This is a genomic window from Corallococcus terminator (assembly GCF_003611635.1).
In the GTDB taxonomy this organism is placed as follows: domain Bacteria; phylum Myxococcota; class Myxococcia; order Myxococcales; family Myxococcaceae; genus Corallococcus; species Corallococcus terminator.
Genome location: NZ_RAVZ01000305.1, coordinates 1 through 12,186, shown reverse-complemented (window position 1 = coordinate 12,186; position 12,186 = coordinate 1). Strand labels below are relative to the sequence as shown.

9 protein-coding genes are annotated in these 12,186 nt (G+C 68.2%); 5 read left to right on the top strand and 4 right to left on the bottom strand.

Annotated elements, in window-relative coordinates:
• On the top strand, positions 1–1,198 hold a 1,198-nt coding region (locus D7V88_RS32250), incomplete at its 5' end, for a M28 family metallopeptidase (protein WP_120544460.1).
• 13 nt (positions 1,199–1,211) lie between these two features.
• On the top strand, positions 1,212–1,877 hold the full coding sequence (locus tag D7V88_RS32245; RefSeq protein WP_120544459.1) for a macro domain-containing protein: 666 nt from the start codon (positions 1,212–1,214) through the stop codon (positions 1,875–1,877).
• Between the two features lie 2 nt (positions 1,878–1,879).
• Here D7V88_RS32245 and D7V88_RS32240 read toward each other — a convergent pair whose 3' ends face one another.
• Positions 1,880–2,788: a fatty acid desaturase family protein gene (locus D7V88_RS32240; protein ID WP_120544458.1), complete on the bottom strand. Its 909-nt coding sequence runs from the start codon at positions 2,786–2,788 to the stop codon at positions 1,880–1,882.
• A 290-nt stretch (positions 2,789–3,078) separates the two neighbouring features.
• On the opposite strand from D7V88_RS32240, the gene D7V88_RS32235 reads away from it, so the two are divergent.
• From D7V88_RS32235 to D7V88_RS32225, 3 genes are all read left to right on the top strand, one after another.
• Positions 3,079–3,705, top strand: a complete 627-nt coding sequence (locus tag D7V88_RS32235) for a DUF47 domain-containing protein (RefSeq protein WP_120544457.1) — start codon at positions 3,079–3,081, stop codon at positions 3,703–3,705.
• A gap of 1 nt (position 3,706) precedes the next feature.
• Positions 3,707–4,732: an inorganic phosphate transporter gene (locus D7V88_RS32230; protein ID WP_120544456.1), complete on the top strand. Its 1,026-nt coding sequence runs from the start codon at positions 3,707–3,709 to the stop codon at positions 4,730–4,732.
• Positions 4,733–5,014: 282 nt separating this feature from the next.
• Positions 5,015–6,430 (top strand): B12-binding domain-containing radical SAM protein, encoded by a 1,416-nt coding sequence (locus D7V88_RS32225; protein ID WP_120544455.1) that lies wholly within the window; start codon positions 5,015–5,017, stop codon positions 6,428–6,430.
• Between the two features lie 4 nt (positions 6,431–6,434).
• Here the strand turns inward: D7V88_RS32225 and D7V88_RS32220 are convergent, their stop codons facing one another.
• The 3 genes from D7V88_RS32220 to D7V88_RS32210 all read right to left on the bottom strand — a co-directional run bounded on the left by D7V88_RS32220 (position 6,435) and on the right by D7V88_RS32210 (position 12,097).
• Positions 6,435–7,250, bottom strand: coding sequence for an acyl-CoA desaturase (locus tag D7V88_RS32220; RefSeq protein ID WP_120544454.1), 816 nt, complete (start codon positions 7,248–7,250; stop codon positions 6,435–6,437).
• A gap of 122 nt (positions 7,251–7,372) precedes the next feature.
• A complete protein-coding gene (locus D7V88_RS32215; protein WP_120544453.1) occupies positions 7,373–11,680 on the bottom strand; it encodes an AAA family ATPase in 4,308 nt (1,435 codons plus the stop codon).
• Between the two features lie 15 nt (positions 11,681–11,695).
• Positions 11,696–12,097 (bottom strand): hypothetical protein, encoded by a 402-nt coding sequence (locus tag D7V88_RS32210; protein ID WP_120544452.1) that lies wholly within the window; start codon positions 12,095–12,097, stop codon positions 11,696–11,698.
• Between the last annotated feature and the right edge of the window lie 89 nt (positions 12,098–12,186).

Below are 12,186 nucleotides of genomic sequence, written 5' to 3'. Positions count from 1 at the left end.
GCCTCCGACGGACCCGTCCAAGCCCACCGAGCCGCCCGTCTCCGCGGACTCGGATCCGATGAAGCACATCGAGTACCTGGCCTCCGATGAACTCAAGGGCCGCAACAGCCCCTCGGAAGGCCTGGACCTGGCGTCCGCCTACGTGCAGGAGCACGTGAAGAAGTACGGCCTCGTGGGCCCGAACTCGAACAACCCGGAGAACCCCTTCCAGCAGAAGTTCAACGTCTTCTCCTTCGCGGGCGCGCAGGCGGAGGGCGCGGAGCACGGCGCCGCGCACGGGCCGCACAAGGAGTTCGGGCACACGACGTTCCAGGAGGGCTTCTACCTGGACGACAAGATGCCCAAGGACACGCTGGCGCTGCTCAACCGCCAGTACGAGTCCACGATGAAGGCGTCCGGCCAGCCGCTGGTGCCCGCCCGTTCCGGCACGCAGCGCAGCGTGGAGGAGTTGCGGCAGGTGGCCACGGCGACGGGCCAGGCCGTGAACACAATGGCGCTGCTGCCCGGCACCGGCCCGCACAAGGACGAGGTCATCGTGGTGATGGCCCACCTGGACCACGTGGGCGTGGACCGCAAGGGCAACGCGTACAACGGCGCGGACGACAACGCTTCCGGCAGCGCGGTGCTGATGGCTGCGGTGCCGGAGCTGGCGGAGGCCCAGAAGCGCGGCGAGCTGGATCGCTCCATCCTGTTCATCTGGACGGGCGCGGAGGAGAAGGGGCTCGTGGGTTCGCAGTACTTCGTGGACCACCCCATCCCCGGCCTGGAGCTGAAGAACATCGCCGGCGTCATCAACACGGACATGGTGGGCCGCTGGGATGATCAGCGCCTGTCCGTCGTGGACACCAACACGAAGGGCCAGCCCAACTACTTCCGGGACGTGGTGGATCAGGCGAACCAGCAACTGGCGGATCCGTTCGACCGCATCAACCGCGACATCAACGTGTACCGCGACCGCCAGGACGGCGCGTCCTTCGGCCGCAAGGGCGAGGACGTGCTCTTCCTCTTCGAGGGCCTGTCCAACCCCGACGGCGGCGGCGACCTCATCCCCGAGTACCACCGGCAGGATGACGACATCGACAAGATCATCGAGGACAACGGTGGCGAGAAGCCGCGCCGCGTGAAGGACCTGATGGTCAACGTCATCAACATCGCGGCCAACCGCACGACCGAGCCGGCCGAGCCGAAGAAGCCGTGATTAGACTGGGAGGATGAGCGCTCCCCTCCCGGAAATCGACGTCGCGCTCGGAAGCCTGACGGACGGCTCCGAGCGCGTGCTGGTCAACGCCTCCAACACGAACGTGCAGTTGGGCTCCGGGGTCTCCCGGGCCATCCGGCTCGCGTGTGGCCCCGACTACCAGGAGCACATCACCGAGGCCCTCCAGGCCCGCTTCCGCGGCCCCATGGATCCGGGCCAGGTGCTGGTGACGGACGCGGGCGAACACCCGAGGGCGAAGTGGGTCGCGCACGTCGCGGTGATGGACTACCGCCACGGGCTGTCCGCGAGCTCCGCGCCGAACCTCGCGCGCATCCAGGTGTGCTGCGTGAACCTGTGGAACGCGCTGGAGGCGCTGCCCGACGACGGCACGCCGCTCACCGTGGCCATGGTGGCGCTGGGCGCGGGCACCGGCGGGCTGGGCGTGAACGACCCCGTGCGGCTGGCGTGCACGACCTTGAAGACCCACCTGTCCGCCCGGGAGAGCTCACGCATCGGGCGGGTGGTGTTCTACGGCTTCGAGCTGCCCCAGTACCTCAACATCCTGGAGGTGGTGACGCAGCACTTCGCCCTGCCGGAAGAAGCCCTTCCGGCGGAGGTGCGCGAGTACCTGGCGCACAAGCGGGCAGCCGAGCCGGGCGAGCCCGGCAGCGGGCCGTGAAGCTAGGCCGCCAGCTCTTCGCCGGAAGCCGGCGCGGACGCGGGCGCCTTGGCCTTCGCGTTCGAAGCGGCGAGCGCTTCCACCTCGTGCTCGCTCAGCACGAGCTTCGCTTCGGAGCCGAGCCAGACGAACGGGATGCCCGGCTGACGGTACAGGTGCGCGGGGATGTCGCGGGCAAGCTGCGCGTGCAGCTCCGGCAGCTTCGACCAGTGCAGGCCGTGCCGCGAGTGGTGCGCGGTGTGGTAGCCCAGGTTGCCCGTCATCAGGTTGTAGCCCCGGTGAAGGATGTTGTACGAGGCCTCGGCGTGCACCGACGTGTTCAGGTCCACGTGGTGGAAGAAGGTCGCCCACACCGTGACGAAGAGCGACGCCGCCATGGGCAACAGGAAGACGAACAGCGCGTTGTAGGGGTTCACCCAGAACAGGCCGGCGAGCAACACCACCTGGAGCGCGGCCATCGCCACGAACAGGCGCAGCGCCTTCGGGTGGTGCTTGCGGCCCACCTGGAAGGAGCGCGGGTACGCGGTGAGCATCGTCTTCAGCGAGTACTCCAGCTCCCCCATCGTCGTGCCGTCATCGCGCTTCCAGCGGGACTCGTCCTTCGTCTGATCCAGGTAGTTGCGGTGGTGGCCCACGACGTGGTGGAGGAACCACGCCTGCGACGTCACGCCCGTCTGGAACGCGAAGATGATCTCCAGCAGGCGGTTGGGGATCGCGTGCCGGAACATCGTCAGGTGCTGGTGGTGGTGGTTCCAGGAGCAGATCCACCCCTTGGGGATGATGCCCAGGCCAAACCACAACACGGGGAACCACCAGCTCGTCGCCGTGAGAAACACCGTCACATCGAGCGCGAACACGCACGCGAACAACAGGACCGGGATGCGATCTTCAGGGTGCCGGAACAGGGTCATGCGCCTTCCGCGACAAGAGGGACCAGGGACGAATTGCCGATTTTCCAACTGTAGGACGTGAAGCCCCATCCGGAACAGGCCCCTGCGTCATCCTCTTCCGGGAGAAGCGCGCCCGCCGGGCAAGCCGGCGCGGTCTTCCCCAACCCCCCGGAATCCGTGAAGTTCTACACGGAACACTGGCGAAACTCCGAAAGTAGGGTAGTCACGCCGCGTCACGGGAGGGCAACACCCTCGCGCAACCACCTCCCGCGGCGGACCGCGCCTGTCGCTCCAGGCGCCGAGGGAACCCCATGCTCGAAAAGCTGATGCCGAAGTCGGATGAGTTCTTCGACGACTTCGACGCCCAATGCGCTCGCACGGTCGAAGGCGCCAAGATCCTCCATGAGCTCCTGAGCGACTACCGGGACGTGCCCGCGCGCGTCCAGGCCCTCAAGGACGTGGAGCACCGAGGCGACGACGTCACGCACACGGCCTTCAACCGGCTGCACCAGCAGTTCATCACGCCCTTTGATCGCACGCAGATCCACTCGCTCCTGTCGCGCATCGACGACGTGCTGGACCTGACGAACGCGGCCGCCGCGCGCCTGCTGTACTACGAGATCGAGTCCACCCGGGCGGACGCCGCGGAGCTGGCGCGCCTGCTGGTGCTCTCCACGCTGAAGGTGCAGGAGGTCGTCGCGGCCCTGCGCCTCATCAAGAAGCCGGAGCAGATCCTCGCCGGCTGCAAGGAGATCAAGAGCCTGGAGTCGCAGGCGGATGAGGTGCTGCGCTCCGGCATGGGCCGGCTGTTCAAGAGCGGCGTGGATACCCTGACCATCATCAAGTGGAAGGAGATCTACGACCTCATCGAGACCGCCACCGACAAGTGCCAGGGTGTCGCGAACGTCATCGAAGGCGTCGTGCTGGAGCACTCCTGAAATGCTGCTCGCCGCGGTCGTCCTCATCGTCATCGTCGCGCTGGTGTTCGACTTCATCAACGGCTTCCACGACGCCGCGAACTCCATCGCCACCGTCGTCTCCACGCGCGTGCTGTCGCCGAACCTCGCCGTGGCCTGGGCCGCGTTCTTCAACTTCGTGGCCGCGTTCGCGGGCGGCGTCCATGTCGCCAACACCATGGGCAAGGGCATCATCAACTTCGAGATGCTCCGCGCCGCCGGCCCCACCGCGGTGCTGATGGTCATCTTCTCCGCGCTCATGGGGGCCATCACCTGGAACCTGCTGACGTGGTGGTGGGGCCTGCCCTCGTCGTCCTCTCACGCGCTGGCGGGCGGGATGATTGGCGCCACGCTGCCGGTGCTGGGCTTCCAGGGCCTCGTCGGTTCGGGCATCGCGCGCATCGCGGCCTTCATCGTGCTGTCGCCGCTCATCGGCATGTTCCTGGGCATCACGATGATGGTCATCAGCACCTGGACGGTGCACAAGCAGACGCCCCTGCGCGTGGACACCTGGTTTCGCAGGCTCCAGTTGGTGTCGTCCGCCATCTTCTCCTTCAGCCACGGCACCAATGACGCGCAGAAGGTCATGGGCATCATCGCGGTGGTGCTCTTCGGCACCATCTGGCGCGACCGCCCGTTCCACATCGACTGGTGGATGATCATCTCCTGCCACGCGGCCATCGCCATGGGCACCTTCTTCGGCGGCTGGCGCATCATCCGCACCATGGGCCACAGCCTCACGAAGCTCGCGCCCATTGGCGGCTTCAGCGCGGAGACCGGCGGCGGCGTCACCATCATCGCCCTGGCGGAGCTGGGCATCCCCGTCTCCACCACCCACACCATCACCGGCGCCATCGTCGGCGTGGGTTCCACGCGCGGCTGGCGCGCGGTGAAGTGGGGCACCGCCGGACGCATCATCTGGGCGTGGGTGTTCACCATCCCTGCCGCCGCGTTCGTGTCCGTCCTCGTCTACGGCCTCACGCTGGCCGTGGTCCGGCTGGTGGGCTGAGCGCGCGACTTCGCCCCAACGGGCGCTTCGCTTCCAGGCGGGCTCCTCGTCCGGTGACATCCGGAACGAGGGGCCCGCTTCTTTTGCGTCGTGCCTTCGCGAAACGAGGGGGCGTCCGCTGCCACCGGAAGCACGCGGAGTGCGCCGTGTACGCGGGAGGTCCTTTACCGCCGCCAGGACTCCGGGTGATTCTTCCGCCACGGAGGGGGGCGCAGTCCGGCAGTCGTATTCGTGAACGGGTGCGTGCCGTTCCTTCCGCGTCTTCTTCCGGAAAACGCACGCATGCGAATCGCCATCATCGCCACGTACACGCATCCGACCCGCCTGCGCATCAAGGAGCCTTCCATCATGCAGTCCTCCGTGCCGGAGCTGATCGCCGGCCTGTGCCCGGAGCACGCGGAGGTGGAGATCTTCAACGAGAAGGAAGCGGACATCCCGTTGGACCGGCACTGGGACCTGGTCTTCTTCTCGTACCTGCACTCGTACTACGAGCACACGAAGGTGCTCTCCACCCTCTTCCGCCAGCGCGGCATGACGACGGTGGCGGGCGGGCGTCACGCGGGCTACTTCCCCGACGACGCGTCCCAGTTCTTCGACGCGGTCATCACCGGCGAGCCCGAAGCGAACGTGCCCGCGCTGGTCGCCGACTTCGAGAAGGGCGAGCTCCAGCCGCGCTACAGCCGCCCGTCCCTGGGCGCGTCCGCCATCCGGCCGTACCGCTACGAGCTCATCAACTTCGAGCACAACAAGGTGCGCCTGCCGGGCATCGAGGCGTCGCGCGGCTGCCCCTTCTCCTGCAACTTCTGCGTCCTCACCGGCAACGAGCGCTACCGCTTCCGGCCCATCCCCGCGGTCATCGATGAAATCCAGACGCGCATGCGCTGGAACCCCAACTTCATGGGGATGATGGATGACGCGTTCATCTTCCTGGACAACAACCTGGGCGGCTCGCCCAAGTACCTGCGCGAGCTGTGCGAAGCGCTCATCCCGCTGAAGAAGACGTGGGGCTGCGCGCTCACCTTCAACGTGCTCAAGGATGAGTCGCTGGTGAAGCTGATGGCGAAGGCAGGCTGCCGCTACGTCTACACCGGCCTGGAGTCGCTCAACCCGGACTCCATCAAGGCGATGAACAAGGGCCAGAACAAGCTGTCGGAGGTGGACGCCGTCATCCGCCGCGTCTTCTCCGCCGGCATCCTCCTGTCCTTCGGCCTCATCGTCGGCTCGGACGGCGACACCAACGAATACCTGCACCGGCTGCCGGAGTACCTGGCGGACCTGAAGTACTTCTCCGTCACCTTCCTGGGCATCGTGTGCCCGTACCCGGAGACGCCCTTCTTCCGCGAACTGCAGGCCGAGGACCGCCTGCTGCCCGGCACCACCAGCCGCGACTACGACGGCTACACGCTGTGCCACCGGCCCAAGCAACTGCACGCATCCGAGGTGGTGGAGCACTTCCTGCGGCTGTGCCGCACGCTGGGCAGCCTGCCCAACATCGCGAAGCACTACGCGTCCAAGTTGATGATGAGCGACATGCCCCGCTACAAGCAGACCATCCTCTTCTCCGGCCCGGAGATCGTCAGCATCCGCAACCCGGTGAAGAACACGGCGCGCCGCTACATCGCGGGCCTGGACGCCATCGAGGACTGGGACGTGCGGGAGATGGCCCGGCTGGGACTGAAGCCCCAGCTCGTGACCTGAGGCTTCAGCGGATCCGGGACGGCAGCCGCACGTCCCACGCGAGCCCCAGCGACTGGAGGGCCCGGATGAAGAGCCAGCCCGGGTCCCACTGCCACCACACCCAGCCGTGTCGCGCGGACGCGGGGAAGGCGTGGTGGTTGTTGTGCCAGCCCTCGCCCAGCGCCAGCACGCTCACCCACCACACGTTGCGGCTCTTGTCGCGCGTGTCGTGGGCGCGGAAGCCGAACTTCGCGTGGCACACCGAGTTCACCGCGTAGGTGCTCTGCATCCAGCACACCACCGGCAGGAAGAAGTACGCGGGCACCGTGCGCCAGCCGAACGTCAGCCCCACGAAGAGCACCGCCAGCACCTGCGGGCCAATCCGGTAGCGCAGGAGCCAGTGGTAATACCGGTCCCCCGCCATGTCGCGGCACCACGTGCGCCAGCCGTCGTCGTCGGTGGAGCCCTCGTTGAGGATCCACCCCATGTGCGCGTACCAGAAGCCGCGCTGGGGCGAGTGCACGTCCCCTTCCGCGTCCGCCTTCGCGTGGTGCAGCCGGTGCGTCGCGGCCCACAGCAGCGGACTGCCCTGCGCCGTCAGCATGGCCACCGTCACCAGCGCGTACTCCACCCAGCGCGGACAGACGAAGGCGCGGTGACACAGCAGGCGGTGCAGCCCCACCGTCGTGCCCAGCCCGATGCTCACGTACACCGCCAGGCCCACCGGCAGCGCGTACGGGGGCCAGGGCAACAGGAATGCCAGCGCGGCCAGGGCGTGCACCACGAGCATGTATCCGACGATGACGGGACTGGTCTGGAAGCGGAGCGGAACGGAAGTCATGGCCCGGTGTGGGTTCGAGGAAGTGGGGCCAGTGTAGGAGCCGGGGCTGACGGTACAAGCACACCCACCGCGCTGACTGACGGTCCGCCTTATGCCTCACCCGAGGTGCGAGAGGCCTTCGCCTACATCACGTTCAGGTCGCGGCGGGCCACGTCCCGGAGCGGGGGCCGTGCGGTGGCGCCCGGCAGCAGCGCCTGCGCGGAGGCCTGGAGCCGGTCGATGCGGCGCAGCTCCGCGAGCGCCCCCACCTCCACGAAGATCTCCTTCGCGCGGGAGAGGAAGGCGTCCCGCCGGTGCGGCAGCGCCACCGCGGCGTCGAAGTAGGCCACGCCCGTCTCCCAGCGGTTGGGGCTGACCTCCAGGATGGCGATGGCCTCCAGGAACACCGGCTCCGCGGCCTTCGGGCCCTTGCGCAGGCGCAGCGAGCGCGCCGTCACGCGCAGCGCCGGGCCCTTCAGGTACGGGTACAGCTTCGAAATCATCCGCGCCTTGATGCACGCGAGCCGCACGATGCGCAGCAGCTTCTTGCGCGGCACCACCGTGGCGCCCTCCTCCAGCGCGAACAGGGCCGCCTCCGCCGCGTCCACCAGCCCCACCTGGAGGAAGGGCACCAGCACCTGATAGCTCCAGATGCTCTTGAAGCAGCGCACCGCCACGAACGCCGCCTCCTCCACCTGGTGCTCGCGCACGGTGACGTTGGCCAGGTGGTTGAGGCTCGCGCACTGGTTGGCCAGGTCCGCGACCTCCTCGCTGATGCGCAGGCCCTGCTCCATCTCCGCGCACAGCTCGCCCACGTCGCCTTCGCCCAGCAGGTAGCGGCACATGGGCGCCCAGGAGTGCGCCCAGCCCTGGTGCATCAGCGCGTTGAGCTCCACGCCAATGGTCTTCATCTGCTCGTAGAGCTCTTCGGCCGTCTTGAAGCGCGAGCAGAGGAACTCACCCGTCGCCTGCATCATCAGGGACGTCTGGCGCTCCCAGCGCTCACCCACCACGCGCAGCGTGGAGACGGCCTGCTCCTGGAAGTCGCGCGAGCGCTTCAGCTCGTTGGCGAAGAAGGCCTGGATGCCCAGGCGGCTGAGCGCGAGCCCCTCCGCCACCGGGTCCTTGGAGCGCCGCGCGTACTCCAGCGCCCGCTCGCCGTGGTGCCGCGAGCGCTTGAGCAGCCCCGCGCCGAACAGCAGCGTGGCGTAGTAGCCGCTGGCCATGCTCATGGCGTAGTCGCTGCGCGAGCGCTCCGCCATGTTGGTGGACACCAGCGTCGCCCAGGTGAGCTTGGTGATGTCCGCGAAGTAGTAGATGCGGATGAGCGAGTTGAGCGTGCTCAACTGCTGGAGGTACTGCGGCAGGCGCGCTGGCGGGATGGGCCTGAGGATGAAGGGCAGCAACGTGGCCAGCCCGCGCAGCAGCAGGTTGCCCAGCGTGCGCATGCCCAGCGCGGGCAGGTTTCGCGGCAGGCTGCGGCCCCTCAAGACGAGCGACTGCTCCAGGTGGTGCGTGGCGCGGCCGGACTCGCCCTTCTCCTGGTGCGCGCGCCCCAGGCCCAGGTGCAGCTCCGCCTGTTGAGGGACCTCCTCCTCGTCCACCAGGCACTGCTCGAACATGATGATGGCGGCGGCGTAGTTGCCCGCCTGGAGCAGCGTCTCCGCCAGCTCCTGCATCACCCGGCGCGTCTTGAGCAGCATCGCCTCCGGGTCCAATGGCACGACGGTGCCCAGGAGTTCCAGGCCCCGGTTGTAGTGGTAGAGCGCGTCGTCGTTGGCGTACTGGGCGCGCGCGCTGCGGGCCGCCATCAGCGTGTACTCCAGGCCCTTGTCCTCCACGTTGCCCGCGAGGAAGTGGAACGCCAGGAGACCCGCGGAGCCGACAAGGTTGTCGTTCGCTCTCGCTTCCAGGTAGCGCGCGAGCTTGCGGTGCAGATCCTCGCGCGCCGACACCAGCAGCGTGTTGTAGGCCACGTCGCGGATGACGATGTGCTTGAAGAGGCAGGTGTAGGGCTCCTCCGTCTCCAGGAGGATGAGGCCCAGGCGCGTCAGCGTGTCCACGGCCTCGCGCAGCTTCGTGCCCACGAGCGAGCCCGGCACCAGCGCGGAGACAGCGTCCAGCGTGAAGACGCGCCCGATGACGGACGCCACCTTCACCACCAGCTTCTCCGTCTCCGACAGCAGGTCGATGCGCGACAGCACCACGTCCTGGATGGAGTCCGGCAGCAGCAGGTCCTGCAGGCCGCGCTTCAGCTCCATCCGCGTGGAGCCCGGCTCCGCGAGCCCCAGGTAGCCCTGCTCCGTCAGGCCGTCCACGATGGATTCGATGAAGAACGGGTTGCCCTGCACCTTCGCGAGCAGCCGCTCCTCCAGCGCGAGGTCCGGCGGCGACAGGCGCAGGTGCGCGCGCAGCATCTCGCGCGTGTCCTCGTCGTCCAGGCTGGACAGCTCCACCGGGCAGTATTCCGGCAGCTCGCGCAGCCCCCGGAGTTGATCGCCCGGGCGCATCGTCGCCAGCACCATGATGCGGTGCGAGCCCAGGCGCACCGCGAGGTACTGGAGCAGATCCAGGGAGATGTTGTCCGCCCAGTGCAGGTCCTCGAAGAAGAGCAGCAGCGGCTGCGCGAGGCTGAGCTTCTCCAGGAGCTGGTGGACGATCTGGAACACCTTCTGCTGCTTGCGCCGCGCGTCCATGGACGCCGTGTCGGGCGTCTCCTCCAGCGCGATGCCGAGGATGCCCGCGACCACGGGGATCCACTCGGGCCCCACGTCCACCAGGCCGTCCAGCCCCTCCGACAGCCGCTCCATCTGCGTCGCGAAGTCGTCCGAGTCATGCAGCCCGAACGCCTGGAGCAGCACCTCCTTCCAGGGGAAGAAGGGGGTGAACATCTCGTAGGAGTAGCAGATGCCGTACAGCGCTCCGGCGCCGTTCTCCTCCGCGTCCTCCAGCACGCGCGCGCCCAGGCGCGACTTGCCGATGCCCGCCTCGCCGGACACCACGCACACCTTGCCCCGGCCCTTGAGCGACGCGTCCAGCGCTTCGTGCAGCACGGCCAGTTCGCGCTTGCGGCCGATGATGTCGCCCCGGCCCTTGATGAAGAGGCTGCGGCGCGTCTCACCCAAGAGCCGGTACACCGGCACCGTGCGGGAGACGCCCTTCAACTTCGCGTCCTCCACGAACTCGGTGGCGAAGCCGCCCTGCTGGAGCCGGCCCTGCGTGTTCGCGCAGATGTGCACGGAGCCGCCGCGCCCGTGCGTCATCAGGCGCGCCGCCATGTTCACGACCTCGCCCAGCGCCGAGTAGCCCTTGCGCCACGGCGAGCCCATGTCCCCGCAGTACGCGTGGCCGGTGGCGACGCCGATCTGCAGATCCCCGAGGAAGGGGAAGGCCTCACGCGACTTGAGCAGCTTGCAGGCCAGCCGGCACGCCAGCACTTCCTTGTTCTGCTGGGCGGTGGGCGCGCCGAACAGGACGTAGAGCACGTTGCCCTTGTCCGTGAAGTCCGTCATCAGCAGCACGCCGCCGTGGTGCGCGCTCTCCCGCTGGACGAACTCGTAGTAGGCGTTCAGGTCGCGCGTGAACGACGTGGCGTCCCCATCCGCGGGCGCGTGCGTGAAGCGCACGAAGAAGCAGGTGACGTCGCGGAAGTCTCCGGAGAACTCCTGGTGCGCGGTGGTGATCTTCGTGAAGAGCACCGGGTGCAGCAGGAGCGCGCACCGCCCCACCAGTTCGGAGCCTCCCGACGCCGCGGGCAGGGGCCGCTTGACGGACTCCACCGGCGCGTCCAGGGCCAGCCGGTGGTTGCCGCCCGCACGCGCCTCGCCCTTGCGCGCGCCTTCCGGGAGCGAACTCCACGCGCGGGGGCTCAGGACGACCTCCGACACCGTGGCCTGCTTCTCCGCGCCCACCGCCTGCGCCAGGGGCTCGCCCACGAGCGCCGGGTGCATCCACAGGCCGGAGGCGCCCATCACGATGCGGTTCGACTCACCGAAGCCGATGCCGATGCGCGACGACACGCCGAAGCGCTGGCCCAACAGCTCCAGCCGGGCGAAGCGCGTGAGCCTGCGCTGCACGCCCAGCGCGCACACCGCGGCGCGCTGCACGACGTCTCCGTCGGCCTCCGCGGGCGCGGCCTCGAAGCACGCGAGGATGGAGTCGCCGGCGAACTGGTAGATGTCCCCGCCGTGGTCGCGGACGACGTCGATCATCTCCGTGTAGTAGTTCGTGAGCAGCCGCTGGAGCGCGTCGATGCCGCGAGGCCCCGCGCCGCTCAGCCCCACCACGATGGGCGTGAAGCCCGCGATGTCCAGCAGCAGGATGGCGCCGCGCACGGGCTCCACCCGGGGCAGCGCATCCGCCTCATGGGTCGCCAGACGCGCGAGGATGGCCGCCGGCATGTAGGGCGCCAGCGCCGCGACGACTGGATCGATGTGCTGCTCGGAGGGCATCCCGGGGCCTTGGACTCAGGACAGCGAGGCGTAGCGAAGCCACAGGGCCGCCACGCACACTGCTCCGTAGAGGGGAATCTCCGCCGTCTCCGTCCAGGGCTGCTGCTTCCTGATCGCGCCCCACACGTGCACGGCCGTCATCAGGAACCCGATGAGGCCGATGAGCTCGAAGATGACCAGGTGGCTCTTCGGATCCGGGATGAACTGCACCACCGCGATGATGACGGACAGCGCCAGGCCGCCCAGGCACCGCGCGAAGTAGACCGTCAGGTCGTTGTTCCCCGTGGGCAGCTCCCACCCGAACCAGCGCGCCCAGCGGAGCGGGACGAACAGCAACGGCAGTGCGTAGACGACCAGGAAGAGCGACGTGGAGAGCGCGAGGAACCAGCTGGCCAGCGGATAGTCGGGGTTGATCATGGTGGCGAACGTGGCAACGGCTGGGCGTCCACATGCTGGGCACACCCTGCCCCACGTTCGCATCCTAAAGCTTTTCCCACCCCTTGGGG

Bases quoted from the DNA above. Each gene is read 5' to 3' on its own strand.
- D7V88_RS32245 (WP_120544459.1), top strand. From the start codon at position 1,212: ATGAGCGCTCCCCTCCCGGAAATCGACGTCGCGCTCGGAAGCCTGACG.
- D7V88_RS32240 (WP_120544458.1), bottom strand. From the start codon at position 2,788: ATGACCCTGTTCCGGCACCCTGAAGATCGCATCCCGGTCCTGTTGTTC.
- D7V88_RS32235 (WP_120544457.1), top strand. From the start codon at position 3,079: ATGCTCGAAAAGCTGATGCCGAAGTCGGATGAGTTCTTCGACGACTTC.
- D7V88_RS32230 (WP_120544456.1), top strand. From the start codon at position 3,707: ATGCTGCTCGCCGCGGTCGTCCTCATCGTCATCGTCGCGCTGGTGTTC.
- D7V88_RS32225 (WP_120544455.1), top strand. From the start codon at position 5,015: ATGCGAATCGCCATCATCGCCACGTACACGCATCCGACCCGCCTGCGC.
- D7V88_RS32220 (WP_120544454.1), bottom strand. From the start codon at position 7,250: ATGACTTCCGTTCCGCTCCGCTTCCAGACCAGTCCCGTCATCGTCGGA.
- D7V88_RS32215 (WP_120544453.1), bottom strand. From the start codon at position 11,680: ATGCCCTCCGAGCAGCACATCGATCCAGTCGTCGCGGCGCTGGCGCCC.
- D7V88_RS32210 (WP_120544452.1), bottom strand. From the start codon at position 12,097: ATGATCAACCCCGACTATCCGCTGGCCAGCTGGTTCCTCGCGCTCTCC.